Origin of the sequence: Pantoea sp. Morm, assembly GCF_016643525.1 — a bacterium.
GTDB lineage: Bacteria > Pseudomonadota > Gammaproteobacteria > Enterobacterales > Enterobacteriaceae > Pantoea > Pantoea dispersa.
In genome coordinates this window covers 1-21,234 of the sequence record NZ_VOQX01000075.1, presented here as the reverse complement: position 1 = coordinate 21,234, position 21,234 = coordinate 1, and the positions used below count along the sequence as shown (strand labels likewise).

Below are 21,234 nucleotides of genomic sequence, written 5' to 3'. Positions count from 1 at the left end.
TCCAACCTATCTGACAAAAATTTTTTCTGAACGCTAAGTTCTGCTCTTCTGTGTTGCCTGTACGGCGGACATTACGATCAGCTTCGTGGGAAAGGGTTCAGAATCCGGGCGCTGGCGGTCCCGTACAGGAATTAACTGTGCAGGCAGCGTAATAAAAAAATGGCTTCCGGGAGGAAGCCATCAGCACAATCAGTCGCAGTATCAGATGTGTACCCTGATGAGGCACATTAAAGTTATCGGCACCTTGCTCCGAAACCTGAGCGCAACCGGCATTTTTTATAAACCTGCTAGGCAACACGCTTTTGATAAGCAGGTCCCGGCGGGTTTAGGAACATCAGTAATCTCCGCCCCCTCAATCGAAGAAAACGTAAATTCTGCCTCAGAAGCTCTTCCAGTTATCATCCCCCACTGCCGCAACGGCAGGGGTGGGCCGTAATAAAGCAGCCCTCCGTATCGGCCGGACAGCCTGAGCGTCCAGAGTGCCTGCCTGGCCCGAATCCGGAACCAGCGTAAAGTTACTCACCAGCCTGTTCAGCGCCGCCGCCTGTTCCATCAGCGAACGTGACGCGGCCGAAGCTTCTTCAACCAGCGCAGCATTCTGTTGTGTTACGTCATCCATTTGATTCACGGCAATATGGACCTGCCCGATACCCTGAGACTGTTCACTGCCGGCAACCGATATCTCATCGACAAGGTCGGCGACCTGCCGCACGGCGTCGTTCATACGGGACATATTTTCTCCTACGCCCTCAGCCTGCGTCGAACCGGCTTCGACAAAACCCATGGATAACTCAATCAGCCCCTTGATTTCACGGGCGGAGGAGGATGAACGTTGCGCGAGGTTACGAACTTCTCCCGCTACCACCGCGAAGCCGCGACCCTGCTCTCCGGCACGCGCGGCCTCGACGGCTGCGTTCAGGGCCAGAATGTTGGTCTGAAATGCAATGCCTTCAATCAGCCCGATAATATCCGTGATTTTTGCAGAGCTTCCCCTGATGTCACCCATTGTATCCAGGAGCGTGCGTACCCGCCCGGCGCTGTCCTCTGAAATATCCCGGGCATTCTTCGCCAGCTGGCTGGCAAGCTGAGTGTTTTCAGCGGTCTGACGCACGGTCTCACTCAATTGTGACATGCTTGCCGCCGTCTGCTCCAGCGAGGCAGCCTGCTCCTCGGTTCGTGAAGAGAGGTCCTCATTACCGGCTGCTATTTGCGCTGAAGCCGTGCTGACCGACTGTGAAGAGGCCTCCACCTTCGACAGCGAGGCTGAGACGTTTTCTATAAGATGATTAAACGCTTTTGCGGTCAGGCCGATTTCATCCCGGCGCGACTCGTCCACTCTGAGCGTCAGGTCAAGCCGGTGGCTGGCGTTTTCCATAGTCTGCCGCATGCCGTTGAGTTGCCCGCGGATACCGAAAACCGTTTTGAGCGCAAAGAAGGCCAGAATAGCAATGGCCAGTGCGGAACCCCCTATTAAGCTCCAGACTGTCACCTGATAAGTTCGGTCATTTTCCTGACGCAGGGTGCTGCCGATGTCCACGTTAAGTTTGAGCTGTTTCTGGTAGCCTGCAATCAACTGGCGGGCGGCTTCGCCAATGCCGTTATTGCTCTGGAGCGCCCCCAGTGCAATGGCGTCATTCTGTGCGCGTGAGCCAGCAAGAAATTCCGGAAGCGAGGATTCAACCTGTTTGATGGTGGAGAACGCTCTCTCTGTCAACTGCCGGTCCTCCTCGTTCGATATGTCATTATTCAGGTAATAGTTGTTCAGTGATTTAATATTACTTATAGCTTCATCGATTTTCTTTTCGACTTCAGCCTGTCGCCGCGGATCTGTTGCGCTCTGGTGGCGGTAGAGCCAGATAATGAGGGAATTACTGCCGTCTACCAGTTTTCCCAGATCCAGCAATGACGGAACGGTATTTTCCTGTACATACTGAAAGCGGGACTGGAATCCGCCGGCAACCATGACGGCCACGATGACCATCGCGACCAGCGAGGCAGAGAGAAGTGAAAAGGTAAGCAACAATCGCTGTGTAATCGTCATCTGTAATTCCTGCCATTGTAAGTGACTAATAATTTATGAAATCTGAAAATAATAAAAACTTTCAGCATATTTATCGGCAGAAATGCAGGAAACGTTATTTCAAATTAAGCGGACCCGCGGCGCACGGGTATCGCGTTTTCCCCCATTGACCAGCCACCACCGCCCGGACTGGATGGACGGAGCTGCAGGGGCAGATAAATGGATGCTGTGACTATGGGTAAGTGTCGCTGCAGAGCAAGAGGCCTGCTGCTTCTTTTACCTCCGACCTTCTGACTGATAAGCTGCTGACAGGCCGCTAAAGCGGCATTCACAGCACAGGCTTAGCACTGCTCGCCCGTCTGAATATCGGCTTCAGTAGCCTGCTGACCGCCGCTACAATTTTCAGTAAGCTGATAATAGCAGGCTCTGCCTACGCCATTATGCTCATATGCATCAGATTCAAACGGAAGAAACGCGGATGAAAGACTCAGAAGTTGAACTGACAGAATCCCTCTACTGGGAGGCTTGCCGGATTACCGGCATGATTTGCCTGAATCTGGCCGACCGGGGCCAGCAGACCGATCGTAATCGATTGATCCGGGAGCTGGTCACGCTCGTAAAAGCCAGCGAAAAGGAAAATGAAGTCTGTAATCCCTCGCTGATTTTCGCGATTGAACAGCTCCGGGGCGACGACCCGGATGAAGTCAGACTTCACAGCTGAATCGGGTGCAGACTCAACAGACTACTCCGGGCAGGGATGATGTCATAAAATACCGCATTTCAGTGCCAGTTTTTAATGTGGTCCTGCATGAAGGATGCCTCTTATGGATAACGACAATCTGAACGTCAGTCACCTGGCCTGGTGCGGGCTGATTGCACTGCACACTGCCCGCCGCGACGGGGTCGCGACCTCCCCCGCGCAGGACAACCTCTTTCTGACCCGCTGGCTGGCTACCGCCGAGAAGCAGCGGCGTTTTCCCCGGGAGCTTGCCAGCGACATCAGCTGACTGCTGAAAGAAGGGCGGGTGAAGGGACTGCGTGCCGACCTGCCCGGCAAGCTCGACTATCTGTGGCGCGCCGGCAACGGCAACCTGCAGGGGCAGAACGACCTGTTCCGGCTGCAGCACGCCCTGCACGCGGTGAAACTGACTGGATGGATTTACATGGTGCTGGCAGAGAGTGAATGGCGCGGCCGCCGGCAGCTTCGCCTGAGCCCTTCGGTATCGGGCATTTACCTGAACCGTCACGCGCTCGACGCCGGCTTTGACGAGCACGGCCTCCAGCGCATCCCCCTGCCCGCGCGCATCACCGGCGAGCTGCCCGCGCTCGATAAACTGCTGTAGCGGTCGGGCTGGCGCCGGGAGGCGGCCAGAAGTGCGGATGAACATCTGCACCTACTCCTCGCGGACGGATTCCGGGCAGCCTGAGGCCGGAACAGCAATGGTCACGGACGTTACAGGCTACAGTGAACCTCCACGCCGGCTCAGGTTTAAGGGCGGGCGGCCGATAACTCCCGCGTAAGCAGAATAATAAATCGGTTGTTTTCATTCCCTGAACGGGGAGCCGCTCGGCGGCACCCCACTTTTTTTGACGGCGTCCACGTGCGCGATCGCCAGGACAGGAACCACAGCATGAACAGGCATGAAGTCACGTCTCAGCTGTTTCGCAGCGCGGGCTACGATCCGACCACCGGCGTGCTGGAGCTGGAGTACCGGGACGGCGCGTGCTGGCGCTGGCTCGCGGTGCCGGCAAAGGTGTATCAGGCGTTCTGCGCGGCTGCGGACGCTGACGCATTTTTCATGAGCAGCATCGAGGGCCGCTACCTTTCCCTGCGGGGCAGCCTCAGCCTGCGGCGCGGCGTCTGACGCCATCATCTGCGCGTACGCATCATAATCTTCAGCTGTCTACTGTCGCGCGGTTATCATTATCCCGACTGGCCACGTGCCGGCCGCGGCCACGCCGTTCAGTCAGGTGGCCGTTTCCCCTCGGAAAGTAGCGTTTCAGCCATTACTGATTCGGGCATCCGGGAATAACGAGTACGGATGCTCCCGGATAACATAAGGAAAATTACGTCACGAAAAATGGATTTCACTCACAGCTGCTGGAAGATGCGGCAGCCTGATTTTCCTGGACACTGGTATCCCTTGACGGGTATGAGCTCACACATTAAAAATGTTTTACAGACCCGCGGACAGTCACTCCTTAACCATCCTGAGCGGAAAATCATTTTCCGGCGCTATCCGCTCGGGGATATGCCAGCATCTACGTTCAGCGCCTTCTGCAGCGCTGTTGCTGAACACGCGCACGTCCGGGCTGTCCGGGAAGAAAATCTCACCGGCATGATTCACAGCGAGGACCGCTTTAGCTGAAGGACGTCTTCCGCCGCCGGTATTCACTGCGGCACATCTTGATTCTCCTGTTACGGTCGAGGGTGACAGCTTTCCCAGGTGCGGTTCTCTCTGCCTGCGTGCTCCTCTGCCCGCGGTCGTGTTTGCCGATTTACCGCCACCTGAGGGGGTCCTGCGGATTGCGGACACCCGCGCCCTGGGTTTCAGCATGCCGCTCTGGTTGTCACCTCAGACAGTCAGTCGGGTTGAATCCCGCCTGTGGCTTCTGATGGGGATGTTTTTTATCCCCGTATATCCGGAGCTGACAGACCGGCAATGGAAAAAAGTCATACCCAACGGCGTCTGTGCCAGAGAACGGATAATAATGGAGAAGGACGGGGAGGCCGTGAGCCTCGATTTCCACTGGCAAAGTCGCACGCACTGAAACCTTTGAAAGAGTAAATTCCGGTGCTGCCGAGAGCATGTTTGTCAGCGGGAAAGTGCAGCAGTACTTAGGGGGAGCATGATAAAACGTGTTATATACCCGATCTGCAAAAGCATGGTCAGGCTGCCCCCCAGATATCTGATGCAGAGCCCGTAACCGGCACCGGCAGCATATCAGACCAGATGAACATAAGGCCGCCCCAGGGGTTTCTGGCTCCTCCACACCGCTAAACCTTCCCTTTATATCAGTCAGCCCATCAGGCATGTCCCTCTTTCACTGAATGTGCCACATCCCTGACGGCTTTCTCCACGCCTTCTGAGTTTATCTGAATACTGGCAATGACCTCACCTGCCTCGCGCATGAGCGCCACGCCGTCCTTTGTGTTTGACATACTGCCCTCTATACCACAGAGTACTTTTTTGGCCAGCAGGTTGTTATCCACCACGACCCGTTCGATTTCTTCAGTGGCAGCACTGACGCTTGCTGCAAGGTTGCGGACTTCTGCGGCGACAACGGCAAAGCTTCTGCCTGAGGCACCCGCCCTGGCTGCTTCAATAGCGGCATTCAGGGCAATCAGCCTTGTCTGCATGGCAAAGCTTCGGATTGTTTCGACCATACCGTCAATGCTGTCAGACTGACTGTTGAGTCGGGATTTATCCGCTGAAACCGAGCTCATCCCAAGAGCAATCCTGTCTATCATTCTGATGCTGTTCTCGATTACGTCTGCACCTGTCTGGGCACTTCCCCGTGTCTGGACTGCCATATCCCACGCGTGCACGGCGGCATCCTGCTCTTTCTGATTTCTCAGGACCTGACCGGTAACGTCTGAAGCAAATTTCACAATTTTATACAGTTTGCCATCTGGGCTGAATACCGGATTATAGGTGGCACGTAACCAAAGCGGGGCACCACGACTATTCAGTCGTGGAAACTGGCCAGAGAAAAATTCACCCTGATTCAGTTTTTCCCAGAACTGCCGGTACTCATCACTTTTATACAGTGATTCGCTACAAAATAGCCTGTGATGCTGACCGATGACCTCCTCCCGCTGATACCCGGTGGCGCTAAGGAAGTTTTCGTTAACATCAAGTACAAGTCCGGTTGGATCGAACGTAATGACGGCCATAGAGCGGCTGATGGCATTGACGACTGACTCCAGTTCCAGTGCTGACTGTACGCGCCCGGAAACGTCTGCGGCTATTTTGATGATTTTAAAAACCCTCCCGCGCCTGTCAGCAACGGGAATGTAGCTTGCCTCTAGCCATACGGGACGGTTGCCCTTTGCCAGCCTCATATACTTACCACTGAAGCTCTCACCGTCCGCAAGGCGCTGCCAGAAATGGCGGTATTCAGGTGTACTGATTAGCGAAGGGGCACAAAACATGCTGTGGTGGTGTCCGATTATTTCGTCGGCTCGGTAGCCCATAGTAGTAAGAAAAAGCGGGCTGGCCTTCCGGATTATTCCGGCTGGGGTGAACTCAATAACTGGCATAGCCTGCTCAAGCGCGCCTACAGAAGCGGATAAACGTGAGCGACTTAGGGAAAACAGATTTTTTAACGTATGCAGGAGCATGATATGTTCCGGATTATCCAATGACTGCTTCGGTTATCGGCAAACCGAATGTGGACATTATGTATTGCTGTGATAGTCACGGGTTACAATTGTTTCGAACTTTAACAAGATTGCTAAACACCTCCTGGAGCTAACTACTGTCTACTAACCAGATTGTCGGACACCATGAATCTGATGGCGTGCAACATGTAAGTCAGGTCAGCATACCTTCCGTGTGAGAACCTTACAGCTGTCTGAGCAACGGATGCGCTTTTAGCCAGACACGCTCTGCTCTGTGGACCTTCACCGTATAGCCCTTCTGCATAGGAATCTTTTCCTGATTGATATCCAACACAACTGCATACCCGTTTTCTATCCGTCCGTATCTGAAGTGACGAAACGCATGTTTCTCCTGACACTGCGAGCCGGTGTGATATGCCAGCATGGGAGAACCTCTTCATAAGCGGGAAAAAACGTGCGTTCATGAACAGAGGTGTCGTCATAACGGAAAACGATGCCTCGCCCTAGCGTGAAGCAATGATACGCCTGAGCGTTCTCAGGCTATGTGCCCGGTGGGCAAGCCGCAATCCGGCGGCTGGAACGATAGATCTGGCGTCACTGATGTCCGAACAGCAGGAGTCCGAACAGGAAGTAGAGCGATGTGACAAATATTGAACATCCAAGCTTTCCGGGCAGCACCACGGAAGAGAAGGGGTTGTGATTGTGACGTCGCCCAGCCACAGGGGGCATGGTTGATATTCATGACAGGCGCCCACGGGTGATTGCCCCTGACGCCGTTCGCGAGTAATTGAGTACCAGCACGTCTCCCACTCGGCTAAAGTCCGGTGCTTATTTTGGCCTGCAGAGTGGGCAGTTGAGGCAGTATTCGACAGGGTCGGTTGCTTTGTAATAGAAACAGCAGGTGCGACGAAAGCGCACAGGCTTTCCCGCCGCGTTTAGCTGGAGAGGTCGGCGAAAGCGTTGCAGCGGGTTCCAGGACAGGCCAAAGAGAGAAGGTGAAGCCTGTCCGATCAACCAGTTAAAATCGGCATCCCTGCGCTCGTTCTGCGTTTCATCGAGCCTGTCCATTCGGCCCTGATAAAGTGAAAAAACCCGCATCGCGGTATTTTCCCAGAGTATCTGTATGGGCAGTCCGCTCACTCCGGCCAGACTTTGCCAGAGCGGAGAAAGAAACCCGCGGAAAAGCGCTGACACGACTTCTTCACGCCAGGCATCTCGCTCACCGGGAAGATAGCATGTCACTAGAGTGTCTGCCGGGAGCGACGATGTCCATAGCCCGTTATCGTGAGCATACTCAAGCCGGCTGCGAGAAAGAGAGAAGGTCAGGCCACTGTCAAACACGCTCATAGCATAGAGCACATTGCCCGTCGCGAGAAATGCCAGACGTTTTGCAAACAGCGAGGCGGCTATGGCCACATCCGGTGCGCCTGTCAGCGGCATCACGAGACGTAAAAAGGCATCGCAATGTTTCGCATTGAGCACATATTCTGCCGGCATACTGCGCGCGTCGGCCGCCGCGAGGGGCCGTAAGCGGAAATTCTTCTGCAGAAAGGCTTGCTCCTCAGGCGTCAGCATGTAGCGCCCCGGGAAAAGGAATACACAGCGGCGAGCGAAAGAAAGGATCTTCAATAATCCGGCACTGCAGGTTAAACACCTTATTCACCAGCGCTTCAGTCATGATATCCCCCGGCGCACCCTGTGCATAAACCCGTCCGTCGTGTACGGCGACCAGATGGTCGGCGTAGCGGCTGGCCAGATTAAGATCGTGCAGGACCATAACGATGGTTTTACCGTGCGTCTGGTTCAGGTCGCGCAACAGTTCAAGCACCTCAACCTGATGGGCCAGATCAAGATAGGTGGTCGGCTCATCCAGCAGCAACGTATCGGTCGCCTGTGCCAGCGTCATGGCAATCCAGACGCGCTGCCGCTGCCCGCCTGATAAGGCATCCACAGGGCGATGCTGTAATGCATCAGTTCCGGTCAGTCGAAGGGCCTCGTCTACCTGCCTTTCATCTTCCGCTGACCACTGACGTAACCAGCTCTGATACGGGAAGCGTCCCAGGCTAACGAGCTGACGTACGGAAATTCCTTCGGGGGCGACGGGGATCTGCGGCAGGATCGCCAGCCGGCGGGCGACCTGCGCCGTACTGCTGGCATGAATATCCATCCCGTCCAGTATAACGGTTCCCGACTGCGGCCTGAGAAGCCGGGCCATTGCCCGGAGCAGGGTGCTTTTACCACAGCCATTACTCCCGATCAGTACAGAGACTTTCGCGGCGGGCAGTTTGAGATCCAGCGAGTGTATGACCTGCTGCTGTGTATAGCTCACGTTCAGCTTATGAGTGGAAAGAGACACGTTTTCTCCATCAGTTTACGTACGCTGCCGGATAAGCAACGCCAGAAAAAACGGCGCGCCGACCAGCGCAACAAAGATGCCCGCCGGAAGATCTGCAGGCCGGAACAGCGTTCTGGCCAGCAGGTCAGCAGTAACCACCATGACGCCGCCGCAGCAGGCGGTGACAAACGCCTGGCCAAAAATGCCGTGACGTACAATCTGTCTGCCGAGGTGGGGCGCTATCAGGCCAACAAACGCCATGGCGCCCACCATTGCTATCGCGCCGCCGGAAAGTATCACGCAGCCCAACAATAGCAGGGCCCGCATTACATGCACCCGCACACCCAGCCCCGTGGCAAGGTCGTCGTCCAGCAGAAGCGTGCTCAGATAACGCAGCGAAAACAGCCAGAGCAGCAATGCCGCCAGATCGATGGCGAGGAGGTGACGCACCTTTTCCCAGGTCGCCGCATAAACGCTGCCGCTAAGCCATACCCACGCAGAAAAGGTGGTAGTCAGTGGGCTGAAAACCAGTATGAAGGTCACCACCGCGCCCGCCATTGCCGAGACGCCGACACCCGTCAGGATCAGTCGGGCTGGCGTCAGCCCCCTGGGCCCTGAAAGTATGAATACCAGGCCAACCGCGCAGGTGGCGCCAGCCATCGCTGCCACCGGCATCAGCGCGCTACCCCATGAAAAACTGAAAAAAGAAAGCCACAGCAGCGCCCCGACGCTTGCGCCGGTAGTGACGCCGAGCGTGTCCGGAGAAGCCAGCGGATTACGTACCAGCAGCTGCATAACCAGTCCGGCGAGTCCAAGCCCCGCGCCTGAAAGAAGCGCAAGCGCCACGCGGGGTAAACGCAGCTCGTGCAGGATGAAGCTTTGTGAGCTGGCGTCAGGATGTATCAGGAGCCACAGCGCCTGATACAGCGGAAGGGGTACGTCGCCGGCGCTTAATGCAGCAAGCGTCATCAGCAGCGAAGCCAACAGGCAGAGCAGCATGACCAACGGTAATCGCCCGGCGTAAAGGCGTGAAAACGGGCCGCAGCGTATAACGCGGTTATCAGACATGGTGTCTCCTGCGCTGCGCCAGCACTATAAAAAATGGCGCGCCCATCAGCGCCGTCATGACGCCGACGGGGACTTCCTGCGGTAAAATTATCACGCGCGCCACGATATCCGCCGTCAGCAACAGTAACGCGCCGATCAATGCGCAGGCCGGTAGCATCAGACGCAGGTCGCTGCCAAACAGCTGGCGGGCGATATGCGGCACTATCAGTCCGACGAAGCCGATGCTACCGGCGAGTGCCACGGCGTTTCCCGCCAGCCCCACGACCAGCAGGCTGGCAAGGAGGCGGACACGGACGATATTTTGCCCAAGGCCGGTGGCAATTTCCTCGCCGGCACGTAGTACATCCATCTGGCCGGCAGACAGGCACGCGACAACAGTCAGCAGCGTTCCGGGAAGCAGCATCGCATAGACATGAGGCAGGTCATGACCCGACAGGCTCCCGGCCAGCCAGAACAGCATCGTATCAAGCGTCTCCTGGTCGATAACGAGGATTGCTTGGGTAATGGCATTACACAGCGCGGTTATCGCCACCCCAGCCAGCACCAGCCGAAGTGGATTATCCCGTCCGTTACCTGCCCGGCTGGCGAACCACACCAGCATACTGGCCGCGCACGCCCCGAAAAATGCCAGTAAAAGTGTCTGCCAGGGGATGCTCAGGGAAAGAACGCTACCGGCCAGCACAACTGCCAGCGCCGCGCCCGCATTGACGCCGAACAGCCCGGGCGATGCCACAGGATTGCGAGTCAGCGCCTGCATAAGTCCGCCCGCCACAGCCAGAAAAGCCCCCACACACATGGCCAGCCATGTGCGTGGCAACCGGGATGTGCGAATGATGGCGTCAGCCGCACGGAGGGGATCGGAGTGAAACAAAGCGTCAGCCACCTGTGAAAGCGTGTAAAAGCGCACTCCGATCATGACGCTGAGCACCATCATCAGCGCCAGAAGGGCACAGCAGAACAGAAAGCGTGCTTTCACGATGCCCCCCGGCTCAGCGCCAGCTCTGTGTCAGTGAGAATCTGATTTGCGCCAATAATGCCACCCGACAGACTCCATGGAACGCTGTCAACCGTCCTTAACTGCCGTATTCTCACGGCGCTCAGTTGCTGCCAGAGCGGATGCGCAGTCATCACCCGGTACTGACGCAGAATGGCAGGGCTTTCCGCCCGCAGCAGAATGAAAAAGATATCGGCATCCAGCAGCGGCAGGTTCTCCATACTGGAAAAGCGCAACGACGTGCCGCGCGTCTGCGTAGCCTGCCCGTTCCAGTCAAAACCGAGTTCGGACATCACAGATCCAGGAAAGCTTTGCGGAGTGTAGCTGCGGATGTGATCGGGGCGGACTTCAATGACAGATACCCGGGGTCTGGCCTGTGAACCGAACCGTTCTCTCATTAGGGTCTGAAGGGCGACAATGCGTGAATCCCAGCGCTGAAGCAGGTTTCCTGCCTCATTGACCTTTGAGAGTTTTTCTGCAACGACTTTCAGCGTTTTTTTAAATTCATAAACGTCATCGAGCAGCACCACGGGCGCAATCTTTTCCATCAGCGGCGCAACATCCTGATGGCGGAAACGGGAAGCAAATATGATATCGGGCCTGAGCAGCGCTATTTTTTCAAGCGCCGGCTGGGTTTCCAGGCCTAACTGCGGCACGCCTGAAAACTGGTTTCGCAGGTAACGGTAAACCGGCTTTTCCGCCCAGGATTCAACGATCCCGCAGGGCGTAATGCCCAGCGCCGCCAGGCTGTCGGTGGCACCCTGAAACAGTGAAACGGCACGCTGGGCGGGCCGTTGCACGGCCAGAAGGCCGGGTGACACGCTGCATAACAGCAGCGCCTGCAGCCAGCGCCGGCGAAGAGGCGAAAAGTAAAATTGTTTCTCCATCGTCAGGTTTACCGCCCCGGAAGCGGGGCGGCCATAATCAGAAGTCAAGACTGTAGCCGAGCGTGGCCGTGCGCCCCCTCCCGGCAAAATAGCGGTCAGGGTCAACGGAGGCGCTCTGCGAATAATAAGTGATGTATTTTTTATTCAGCAGGTTGGAAATGCCCAGGCTCAGCTGTCCACGGGGAAGTTTATAACCCACGGCTGCATCTACCAGTGTGTAACCGGAGAAATCCTTTTCCTCATCGTCGAATTTTTTGCTCATAGCCCAGTTGGCCTGCAGGAAGGTACTCAGCTCCGTATTCCAGTTTGCTGACCAGCTGGCGATGAGGCGATCCGGCGCGATATTCAGGCCGTCAAGTTTTGCATCCAGGCTGCCGTTTTCATCGCTGTCGTAACGGCCGCGCATATGAGACCAGGCGAGCGTGAGCTTATGATCCGCATTAGGGCTGTAGCCCGCGCTGACCTCCAGGCCATCGATTTGCGTTTTTTCCCGGCGGGCGACAAATGCGTCATCAACCAGTTCCACGCGGCTTCCGAGCTTTGAAGACGAACGGTAATAGCTTGCTTCAAAATCAAAGGGCGCCTGCTGAATGCGGAAGCCCGCCTCGCTATTTTTGGTGACGATCGGTTTCAGGCCGCTGTATTCATCCAGCCTGACGCCCGGGGTGTCAATGCCCCGTAGCACGCGGCCCACGTCAGGCACGGTGAAACCTTCGCTGTAGCTGGCAAACAAGCTGATCGGCGCCAGTGGCGTCCAGACGATACCCGCGTTGTACAGCGTCTGATCAAAGGTGGGCGTGCCTCCCTCAACGCTGACGCGATCGTTCGCCCAGGTCGTCTGATAACTGTCAATATTCAGTCGCGCGTATTCATAGCGTACGCCACCGCTGAGCTTTACTGACTCTACCGGGGAATACTCAAGCTGCAGGAACGGGGACAGGTCGGTATAGTTAATTTCAGGTACGTAAGTCCGCCCGGTTGACCATAAATCCTGCTTGGAATTGTCAAAAAGGGTATCAAATCCTACCGTTGCCTTAAAGCGATCGTCCCAGAAATCATCTTTGGTCAGCGCGATTTTGGTGCCGTATTTGTCGGTAAAGGCGCGGCTCTGATCGTATAAGGCCCCGATGGGCGCAATGGCCGGATCCTGGAAAGAAGAAGAGTTTGTCGCGCCAAACAGCGCTTCGTAGCGCTGATAATAGGCCAGCGCGGTGAGCTTCATGCCCGCCAGATTATAGTTATCGTAGGTGGTACCCACCGTCCAGACATCGTTGTGCGGCGCGCGGCCTTCCGGCCTGCCTTTGGCAGAGGTGGTCAGTATGCCGGCATCGCGATCGCCGGTCACGCTGACATAGTTGTCTTTATTTTTCAGTCGGTAGCGATTAAGACTCAGCTGAATGCGCTGGTCATTATCCAGCCAGTAACCGACCTTCGCCAGCATGTCCCACGCGCGTGAATCCATCAGGTCGCCCTGGGTATTATCCACACCAATCGCACGGTTATCTGCGTCTTTGAACAAGCCCTGATCTTCAAAGCTCAGCGCGAACAGATAATCTACGTATTCCTCGCTGCCGTTAACACTGTAGTTCGTTTTATAGGCCAGCGTATCGTGGTCAAATTCAGCCGTAGGCGTCGTGGCTTCGACGCCGAGGTGCTGATTGACGGTGCCGGGCTTTGCGCGCTTTGTGATGATATTAATCACTCCACCTGTCGCCCCGATCCCGTTGCTCGCATTAGCACCCTTGATGACTTCAATACGCTCAATCATGGACGCGTCAATGGTGTGCATTTCCCGCCCGGTAGGGCGCAGAGGGTTGGATTGTGGAATACCATCAATCATCACCAGCGGCATACGGCCGCGCAACGTTTCACCGCTGCCGGACATTTTCTGTCGCGCAGGGGAAAAAGACGGGAGCAGGTTGCTCAGAATCTGGGATGTGTCAGACGTCAGCTGTCGCTGCTGGCTAATCTCTTTTTCGCCAATCACCCTGATGACCTGAGGAGAATCATTGCGTGAACCTTCGGTACGGGTTGCATCAACGACCAGCTCCTCCTCTGCACTATCACGGGCATAAAGCGGGGATGACGCGAGCAGCGTCAACGCAGCACACAGTGTGGAAACTTTCATACAAATGATCCTCTGCTCTGAACACTTACATTCAGGGTTGATTGGCTTCATTGGTTTATGCGAACAGCAATGAGAATGAATATGATAACGGTTATTAATAACAAATTGTAAGGATAAAGTCAGGAAATGATGCATTTCAATTCTGAATGTGAATGGCACACTCGCTGCGTTAGCTTAAGTGCGCAGGTTGGCTAGCGGGGTGCAGGGATAGGCAGCAGGTGATTAGACCGGTCAGGTCAAAGCGGAAATGGCTTTCAGGAGTGCGGAGGTGATTCTGACCGGATAACCCTCAGGGATTTATGATGACGCAAATGGTGCACAGCCTGAAAGGCGTGGAACCATGTAAGATGAGTCTTAAGTAGTCCGCACAGCATCTTGTGAAGTCATCTGAGCCTGCTGTCGTGCACCTCACTGGGAAAAATACCGCGGATAATAGAAGAGATGATGGCGATGGCTCCAGGGTTGGAGCAGCCGAAAAGAAGAGTTCGGCATCACCCTGGTCGGTAAAAAGTGGCCGCAACGTAAGCTAGGCGGGAGAGGACAGTGATACTGATCTGTCATCGGATGTGGAAAACGCTGATTGTGTAAGAACCCTCCGTCTAAACACTTACAGATGGCAGGCGTGGTACAAAGCCTCGCAATAGCTGAACGTTTGAAAGTCTGTAAGGTGATGGATTGTTACATGGGGAAGCTGGTTCAGGTTGGTCTGCAAGCAAAGCTGAAGACACGGTTTATACAGTTCGTAAGATCGGGCTATGCCTGACTTGAAAAAAATCCGCCGTATCGGACTACGGCGGCAGATGTCACACAGGGTTGTCAGCTATTAGTGCTGCTTGTTAGTCATGGAATATGCCCAGAGGCACATTACCAGTGCGGGGTGAATTGTATACCTTTCTAAATATGCTGCCGGGATTTGACGGAACATTTTGGGAACATAAAAAAATACCAGAAATTTCTTAAGTAAATAGCGCACAATTAATACATAACCCATTATAAATAATGAATTATCCGATCTTTCGGTTGATTAAATATCTGCACTACTTGAAGTATAATTGGTCGAAAATTTGTGCAGCAGCTACTAGAATTTTATTCGTTAAGTCAAATTTAAAAGACGAAAACGGAGCGTACGATGCAAGATGACATTGCAGCTGAGTGTGAAATTCAGATAAAACGTTTGGCGGGTATGTATCAGATGGGGGACGGCTACCAGCAAACAAAAGAAGCGATCAACTCAATCCTAACGGACTTCAATCATGGACTGGGGAGAGAGGTGTCTGTACGCATCATGGTATGGAGTGATTTACATGCTTCGCTAAAAAATTCCCTGATAATTTCAGCCGACCCTCGCTGGATAGAAGCGATTCGCTATGCGATTTCGCGAGTTAAGTCGTTCAAGCAGAATGCAATGGCATCCCATGCAGCCCGTGTGGCTTCCCATGCCTTAGCCGCAAATGAACAGAATTAATTCACTTTATTTGAGCGAATGTTCATGGCAGGAAAGCAAATAGCCGGATTGCAGCAGTACATCAACAAACAGCGCAAGTGATTACGTATGACGAGTCACTCCATTATGTTCAGGTCTTAGAAATTTGAGCTGAGTTCTGCAAATCTTTAAGCGATACCGAAATGAGAGCCCTTACCACAGGGTAAGGAGTGTCTGAGGCACTGAAGGCAGACAATATGTCAGTTACGGTAATGCTGGCGGGATTACGGGATAATGCGTAACCGCCGTACATGCCGGGCATACTCTTAACTAGGCCTTCATCCCTGAGCACCGCTATCAGACTTTCAAGGTAACTAACAGAAAGTGAAACTTCTGAAATTAAATCTCTGACAGGTATAACTTTCTCCTCACTCAGAGCCATCATGATGTTTAGAGCGTTGTTCTGTTTACTGGTAAGCATCCTTTAGAAGCCCGTTAATTTTCTCTTTCAAAAGAATACCACTGTTGTCGGGGACGTTGATCCAAATGGATCGGCATAGCTGAATCCACCGACAAGGACTGGCGGTTAACCCAACATCTGGCTTGTCTCTCGATGGGTGCGAAGCGGCTGCCGGTTGCGATGAATCGCCACGGGTAATCTAGACACTTTTGAGCCGTTGATAATATAGGTTTTCATATTCAGCCGGTGGCATCTGCTCGCTCGAACCATGCCGACGCTTACTGTTATAAAACATTTCGATGTAATCAAAAATATCGCTTCTGGCTTCGTCTCTCGTTCCGTAGATCTTTTTCTTAATCCGTTCGCGTTTCAGTAGCTGGAAAAAGCTTTCCGCAACCGCGTTGTCATGGCAGTTACCACGACGACTCATGCTACCTTCCAGACCGTGTGATTTCAGGAACGGCTGCCACTCATGGCTTGTGTATTGACTGCCCTGATCAGAGTGAACCAGTACCTGTTTTTGGGGATTACGCCTCCACACCGCCATTAGTAATGCGTTCAGGACAATCTCTTTTGTCATACGAGGTTGCATTGACCAATCGATAACTTTTCGGGAGAACAGGTCAACCACCACGGCCAGATACAGCCAGCCTTCGTGGGTTCGGATGTAGGTTATGTCCGTCACCCAACGCTCATTCGGTGAGTCTGGATTGAACTGCCGCTGGAGCCTGTTGGGTGCCACGATGCTGGCTTTGCCTTTACTTACCCGTGGGCTACGGTACCCAACCTGAGCTTTTATTCCTGCACGCCTCATGAGCCGCCAGACCCGGTTCACTCCACACTGTTGCCCAGTATCACGCAGATCGAGATGGATCTTGCGATAACCATAGACGCAGCCAGACTCAAGCCAGAACTGCTTGATCTGCCCGGTCAGCATCTGGTCTGCCTGGTGACGCTGTGAATGTGGCTGTTGAAGCCAGAAATAAAATCCACTCGGATGAACATCCAGAATCCGACAGAGCAATCGAACAGGCCAGCAACGGCTGTTGTCGCGGATAAAGGCGTACCTCAGTCGGACAGCTTTGCGAAGTACGCCGCGGCTTTTTTTAATATGTCCCGTTCGTCGGTAACCCGCTTCAGTTCTTTCTGGAGACGGCGGATCTCAGCCTGAACATCTGACTGTGCATTATGAGTGGGAGAATCCGGACCGTACTTCTTCATCCAGGCGTAAAGGCTGTGGGTGGTGATATCGAGACGTGTTGCAACGCTGGAAACAGAATGACCACGCTCAACAACCTGTTTGACTGCTTCAATTTTAAACTCTGCAGGATAACGCTTACCGCTCATGGACACCTCTCTTTAAGTCATCTTAAATGACTCAGAGGTGTCTGTTAAACCCGTGGCGATTCAGCCATGACAGTGATGGGAAAACTGACGGATTGGATGGAAGACTATAATAACTGGCATCCCCATAAAGGGCTGAAAATGCAGTCCCCCAGGGAATACAGAAGTTCGCTGCTGGCTATAAATTAACCGCGTCCGTCTTAGCGGGGGCAACTCCATCACAGCGCATCGAAGCTGGAGAAGAAATACCTGAGCCGTGTAAGCTGCTGTTAAAGCTCTCCATCCCATCAACTACCGAGAAAGCGCAGGAAGGCGTAGCGATGCTGCGTGCCACCCTGAAGCGAGGTAAATCATGAGCAGGCACGCCTAAAACCAACCCAATGGCGATGATTGCTCTCAAAGCGGAGCGGGGTATGTTCGCAACGCAAAAAATCAATAAGTTCTGCTTTACGTTTCAAAGTGTGAATTTGACTTGCACTTTACCGGTAACATCTTATTTTCAGAAGGTACGCTCAATACACACAAACTGAAGAGGGATATTTATGGCTAAGCATCATTTTCTGAAATCACTTGAAATTACAGCAATTGTAATTTTCGCGCTGGTATTGGCTTACTTAGCTATTACCGGAATCTTATCATCAATGGGCATTGATCACTCCTGGGCTTACCCTCACCGATAAGTAAATCAAGCACTAGGGAAATCAAGAAAAAATTAAAAATAAACTAATTAAACTATATGGCCGACATCTCAAATAGTGGGGTTCGGTTGCACAAATCGAACTTCCTCGCCGTGGGGCAGCAGTTACTCCCTTTGCTCGAATCTGGCGACTGCTACCGGCTAATCCTCAGGCCGTGGAAAGAAAAACGTAGCCTTTCACAGAACAGCCTCATCCATATGTGGTTTGGCGAAATCAGTGAATACCTCATCTAGTTTGGTCGTATCGACGCCACACCTGATTGGGTAAAGCGCAACCTCAAACGCACTTACCTTGGCTGCGAAGAGATTACCTATACCGACTTCGTTACCGGCGAGAAAGTCACCTCCTATGAACCACGCCATACATCCAGCCTTGATACAGGAGATATGCACTTCTTCCTCAATCAGGTTGAGCAGTGGTGCGCGCAGTTCCGGCTGGCGCTGACCATTCCGCACGGTAGCGAATATCAAAAACTAAAGGACAATCAAAATGCCTAAGAAAACATGGTCAGATAAGGATCTGGCTTACATCGAGCGCGTCGCCGGAAAGGTTCCTGTGCCCGTTATGGCAGCCGCGATAAATAAATCGGTGTCAGCTGTTACAGGTAAGGCCCACTCGCTTGGGCTAAAGCTGAAGGTATCAGAAATCATCTTCAATAAATATTGGCCCGATTACGCGCATAAGGATCGCACAGACGAAGCGTCATAATTCACCACGTTTTCTCTGTAATAGCTTTAAAACTTCCGGGTCCGTATGAATATGAATTAGGGCCAGATGTTATCATGTGGAGAAAATCTGATGAAATCAGGACTTGAAGCAGGTTTCGTTGCCTTGGTGATTGAATCAGTGAATCCAGAGAATGTCGGCAAGTCTGTAACATTACTGAGTTGGTTCGAGGCTGGAGAATTTTTTAACGCTCAAGATGGTACCCGTGGACAAATGCCCTCTAACACAGGCGGCTGGCTGTGTGTCGGTGACATTGTATGTGTTGGCAAAATGTACGTCTCGCTAAGAGATTTCAGAAATTATGGCTGGTGTATTTTCCCATCCATATACCTTATGCCGCTCAAGGGCGACGACGTCAGATATTATGATGACCGCAATAAGGAGAGGTGCAATGCCTGAAGAAAGGAAAGCACCAAAGGTGCGTAAATGTCGAATATGCAAAAAGCGCTATAAGCCTCTTACTCTTTATCAGTGGTGGTGTAGCGAAGAGCACCAGGACGAACTGATAAAGCAACTCACAACAGCAGCCAGAAAGAAACGAATACAGCAGCAGGAGCAGGTCAGGAAGATAGAAGCACAGCAGGAAAAACGTCACCTCAAGATCCGCAAGTTAGCACTTAAGCCCCTCAGCCACTTTCACAAACAAGCTCAAGCCGCCTTCAACGAGTTTATCCGCACACGCGACGCCGACGATCCATGCATAAGCTGCGGTCGCTTTCACGATGGAAAATATGACGCTGGTCATTACCGCACTCGCGGGGCATCGCCGGCCACACGTTATGACGAAACCAACTGCCATAAGCAGTGCGTTCCCTGCAATCAACATCTCTCAGGAAACATCGAAAACTACACGCCAAACCTGATTAAGAAAATCGGGCAGGATGCTTTCGATCTCTTGATGGGCCCGCACCCGGTGGTTAAGTGGACGCGTGAAGAGTTGCAGGAACTAGCGTCGCACTACCGGCAGAAAACCAGAGAGCTAATAAAGCAATCAGAGGCGGCATGACCTGGTTAACCAGATTACTCAGCCGGGTTTACCCCTATCAACCCATCCAGATACTGAGTAAGCGTCCCCAGCTGCCCGGCAAGCCCTACAAAAATCACCAGACGGAGAAAGAAATGATCGCCGATTACCTTCGAGAAAAATGGCGGTTGCTCAGAATGTACCGCTCACGAAATACCTTCCCGGTCGATTACCGAATTATCAAGCACATCGCCAAAATCATGGGGATGAAACATGCGCATTGAACGAGACTTCCAACAAATCGTCAGGCTTGCGGGTGTGCGCAGCGCTGCCGACATGCGACGATTGTTTGGTAATGGAAGGAAGACCATCAATTCATCGCAACAGGCATGGGTTCGCCACATGCTCACAGTGTGGGGTCAGCATCTGGGTAATGAAGATTACGATCGCGGAGAAGTAAACGTTATGGGCCGCCTTATGATGCGTTGCGAATGGAGTGAGCAGCAGGGCAGACAGATTGAGAAAATCGTGTCAGAGCTTCATTGTGAAGGTTTGCGCGGCGAAGAGTTATTCCGCAAAGCCCGTGACCTGCTAATCCCTCAATCAGCAACGGCAAGCATCATTGCTCTAGCCAAAGAATCAGATGATGCTGCCTTTGTTGAATTAGTTATGGTGAAAACATTCGGTAAGGACAACCCGATTAAAAACATAGCCAGATTACGATATTGCAAACGCAAGAGCGTGCAAAACATCGGTGCATCCATGATCTATTTCACGGGTATCAGCACTAAGGAAGCCCGCAACAGAATGGAATGGGTGCTGGATATTCTTGAGGGGGAAATGTTTTATGCGATCAAACGCGAAATGGAGAATTTAATTCCCTAAAATAAGGAGTGAAGAGAATTGATGGCACGAATAGCTAAAGACAAAGGGCATGCGACCTGGCATATTCACTTTACGCTCGGGAAGCAAAGCGGACTGAGCAGTTCCATCATAAGTGAGTGATTAAAAGCGCCACGGTTACCAGCCGTAGGTGTTTTTTTTATTTACTAAAATCATATAGTTTCAATCGAATGCTAAATTCTCTTAGCTACAACGAATCCCCCTGAGCGGAGGGGCAGAACAATCGAAGTGCGTTAACATGCGGGTGTCGTTGATTGTTTACGAGCCTACCGGGAGGCACCCGGCGCTGTAGCGACTATAATGCTTTCGTTGTCTGCTGGCTTAAATCATCCTTTGATAGTAATCCGGCATGTCAATTAATCCGCCGTTAGCTTATTGGAAAGAGCGCTGGCTCTAATGCCAGAGGACGGGGTTAAATTCCTTGACGGCGGACCTCTCCATCTCATGAATGCCTGAAAAAACGTATAAGCGTCAGGTGTCAGGTCATATAATTAAGATAAAAAACTTCACTTAAGTAATGCTTAACTATATGCTGGGTTTAATGCGGTGAATCACGTCTAGCGGCGTGGCAACAGTCAAAGCTCTGGAGGGCTGTCTGAGCAAGCGGGTAAGGGGACTGTACCTTACTCACCGTCTAACGAGCGGCACCGCAGATAAGCCATAATGCTTCAGCAAAGCATGGCTCACTTCGGTGGGCCTTTTTGAAAAAAAAGATCCCGAAATGATAAGTTCCGGGATAAAAATTCAAGTTTCTTCAAGAGATTGGGTAGTACCCGCTGAGTAATATACGCGTAATCAGTTCAAATACCTTAAGCACATTCTTAATCAAAGCTTTTGACGTCGTTTTTTCGAATTCCTGACGTTATACATCGATGATTCTGTCAGGCGGTAAATTCAGTTAGCTTATTCCGGATTTGTGCCAGCACGGCTTAACTACGA

General features: G+C 52.9%; 18 protein-coding genes, 1 tRNA gene and 4 pseudogenes. 13 read left to right on the top strand and 10 right to left on the bottom strand.

Annotated elements, in window-relative coordinates; genetic code table 11:
- Nucleotides 1-379: 379 nt before the first annotated feature.
- A complete protein-coding gene (locus FT726_RS20775; RefSeq protein ID WP_034831105.1) occupies nucleotides 380-2,041 on the bottom strand; it encodes a methyl-accepting chemotaxis protein in 1,662 nt (553 codons plus the stop codon).
- Between the two features lie 457 nt (nucleotides 2,042-2,498).
- Here FT726_RS20775 and FT726_RS20770 point away from each other — a divergent pair, with 457 nt between their 5' ends.
- The 3 genes and pseudogenes from FT726_RS20770 to FT726_RS20755 all read left to right on the top strand — a co-directional run bounded on the left by FT726_RS20770 (nucleotide 2,499) and on the right by FT726_RS20755 (nucleotide 3,885).
- Nucleotides 2,499-2,741, top strand: coding sequence for a DUF2767 family protein (locus FT726_RS20770; protein ID WP_034831111.1), 243 nt, complete (start codon nucleotides 2,499-2,501; stop codon nucleotides 2,739-2,741).
- Nucleotides 2,742-2,844: 103 nt separating this feature from the next.
- Nucleotides 2,845-3,447, top strand: a pseudogene (locus FT726_RS27675) (DUF2913 family protein).
- A 204-nt stretch (nucleotides 3,448-3,651) separates the two neighbouring features.
- Entirely contained in the window at nucleotides 3,652-3,885 is a 234-nt protein-coding gene (locus FT726_RS20755; protein WP_034831103.1) for a KTSC domain-containing protein, read from the top strand.
- A gap of 1,163 nt (nucleotides 3,886-5,048) precedes the next feature.
- Here FT726_RS20755 and FT726_RS20750 read toward each other — a convergent pair.
- Complete coding sequence (locus FT726_RS20750) at nucleotides 5,049-6,365, bottom strand: PAS domain-containing methyl-accepting chemotaxis protein (RefSeq protein ID WP_346303360.1); 1,317 nt, start codon at nucleotides 6,363-6,365, stop codon at nucleotides 5,049-5,051.
- Nucleotides 6,366-7,052: 687 nt separating this feature from the next.
- Here FT726_RS20750 and FT726_RS27670 point away from each other — a divergent pair.
- Nucleotides 7,053-7,149: pseudogene (locus tag FT726_RS27670) on the top strand (SOS response-associated peptidase); the annotation flags it as partial.
- Between the two features lie 44 nt (nucleotides 7,150-7,193).
- Here FT726_RS27670 and FT726_RS20745 read toward each other — a convergent pair.
- Genes FT726_RS20745 through FT726_RS20720 form a run of 6 tightly spaced genes read right to left on the bottom strand, consistent with a single transcriptional unit; the run spans nucleotide 7,194 to nucleotide 13,777 of the window.
- On the bottom strand, nucleotides 7,194-7,940 hold the full coding sequence (locus FT726_RS20745; protein ID WP_034831095.1) for a (2Fe-2S)-binding protein: 747 nt from the start codon (nucleotides 7,938-7,940) through the stop codon (nucleotides 7,194-7,196).
- Complete coding sequence (locus FT726_RS20740) at nucleotides 7,927-8,721, bottom strand: ABC transporter ATP-binding protein (RefSeq protein WP_034831093.1); 795 nt, start codon at nucleotides 8,719-8,721, stop codon at nucleotides 7,927-7,929. The genes FT726_RS20745 and FT726_RS20740 overlap by 14 nt, the downstream gene beginning before the upstream one ends.
- A gap of 15 nt (nucleotides 8,722-8,736) precedes the next feature.
- The gene (locus tag FT726_RS20735; protein WP_034831091.1) at nucleotides 8,737-9,768 is read right to left on the bottom strand and encodes an iron ABC transporter permease; all 1,032 of its coding nucleotides are present in this window, start codon (nucleotides 9,766-9,768) and stop codon (nucleotides 8,737-8,739) included.
- Entirely contained in the window at nucleotides 9,761-10,744 is a 984-nt protein-coding gene (locus FT726_RS20730) for an iron ABC transporter permease (protein ID WP_034831090.1), read from the bottom strand. Before FT726_RS20730 ends, FT726_RS20735 begins: the two co-directional genes overlap by 8 nt.
- On the bottom strand, nucleotides 10,741-11,649 hold the full coding sequence (locus FT726_RS20725) for an ABC transporter substrate-binding protein (protein WP_034831088.1): 909 nt from the start codon (nucleotides 11,647-11,649) through the stop codon (nucleotides 10,741-10,743). The genes FT726_RS20730 and FT726_RS20725 overlap by 4 nt, the downstream gene beginning before the upstream one ends.
- Nucleotides 11,650-11,686: 37 nt before the next feature.
- Nucleotides 11,687-13,777, bottom strand: a complete 2,091-nt coding sequence (locus FT726_RS20720) for a TonB-dependent receptor (protein WP_034831086.1) — start codon at nucleotides 13,775-13,777, stop codon at nucleotides 11,687-11,689.
- Nucleotides 13,778-14,906: 1,129 nt separating this feature from the next.
- On the opposite strand from FT726_RS20720, the gene FT726_RS20715 reads away from it, so the two are divergent.
- Nucleotides 14,907-15,242 (top strand): hypothetical protein, encoded by a 336-nt coding sequence (locus FT726_RS20715; RefSeq protein ID WP_034831085.1) that lies wholly within the window; start codon nucleotides 14,907-14,909, stop codon nucleotides 15,240-15,242.
- Between the two features lie 109 nt (nucleotides 15,243-15,351).
- Here FT726_RS20715 and FT726_RS27665 read toward each other — a convergent pair whose 3' ends face one another.
- Together FT726_RS27665 and FT726_RS20710 are read right to left on the bottom strand one after the other, a co-directional pair.
- A complete protein-coding gene (locus FT726_RS27665; protein WP_052127597.1) occupies nucleotides 15,352-15,681 on the bottom strand; it encodes an Rrf2 family transcriptional regulator in 330 nt (109 codons plus the stop codon).
- Nucleotides 15,682-15,859: 178 nt separating this feature from the next.
- Nucleotides 15,860-17,007, bottom strand: a protein-coding gene (locus FT726_RS20710; protein ID WP_346303359.1) for an IS3 family transposase whose coding sequence is annotated in 2 segments (ribosomal slippage) — nucleotides 15,860-16,770 and nucleotides 16,770-17,007 — 1,149 coding nt in all. Because the reading frame shifts where the segments join, the coding sequence is not laid out codon by codon here.
- 63 nt (nucleotides 17,008-17,070) lie between these two features.
- Here FT726_RS20710 and FT726_RS20705 point away from each other — a divergent pair.
- The 8 genes and pseudogenes from FT726_RS20705 to FT726_RS20670 all read left to right on the top strand — a co-directional run.
- Nucleotides 17,071-17,193: pseudogene (locus FT726_RS20705) on the top strand (integrase core domain-containing protein); the annotation flags it as partial.
- Nucleotides 17,194-17,740: 547 nt separating this feature from the next.
- Nucleotides 17,741-18,199 (top strand): annotated as a pseudogene (locus FT726_RS20700) (YbcN family protein).
- Entirely contained in the window at nucleotides 18,192-18,410 is a 219-nt protein-coding gene (locus tag FT726_RS20695; protein WP_034830617.1) for a hypothetical protein, read from the top strand. The pseudogene FT726_RS20700 and the gene FT726_RS20695 overlap by 8 nt, the downstream one beginning before the upstream one ends.
- 90 nt (nucleotides 18,411-18,500) lie before the next feature.
- The gene (locus tag FT726_RS20690) at nucleotides 18,501-18,827 is read left to right on the top strand and encodes a hypothetical protein (RefSeq protein WP_034830615.1); all 327 of its coding nucleotides are present in this window, start codon (nucleotides 18,501-18,503) and stop codon (nucleotides 18,825-18,827) included.
- A complete protein-coding gene (locus FT726_RS20685) occupies nucleotides 18,820-19,434 on the top strand; it encodes a recombination protein NinG (protein WP_034830613.1) in 615 nt (204 codons plus the stop codon). Before FT726_RS20690 ends, FT726_RS20685 begins: the two co-directional genes overlap by 8 nt.
- On the top strand, nucleotides 19,431-19,676 hold the full coding sequence (locus FT726_RS20680) for a YlcG family protein (protein ID WP_034830612.1): 246 nt from the start codon (nucleotides 19,431-19,433) through the stop codon (nucleotides 19,674-19,676). Before FT726_RS20685 ends, FT726_RS20680 begins: the two co-directional genes overlap by 4 nt.
- A complete protein-coding gene (locus tag FT726_RS20675; protein ID WP_346303358.1) occupies nucleotides 19,666-20,277 on the top strand; it encodes a hypothetical protein in 612 nt (203 codons plus the stop codon). Before FT726_RS20680 ends, FT726_RS20675 begins: the two co-directional genes overlap by 11 nt.
- A gap of 379 nt (nucleotides 20,278-20,656) precedes the next feature.
- Nucleotides 20,657-20,727 (top strand) — tRNA-OTHER (locus FT726_RS20670).
- Nucleotides 20,728-21,234: the final 507 nt, after the last annotated feature.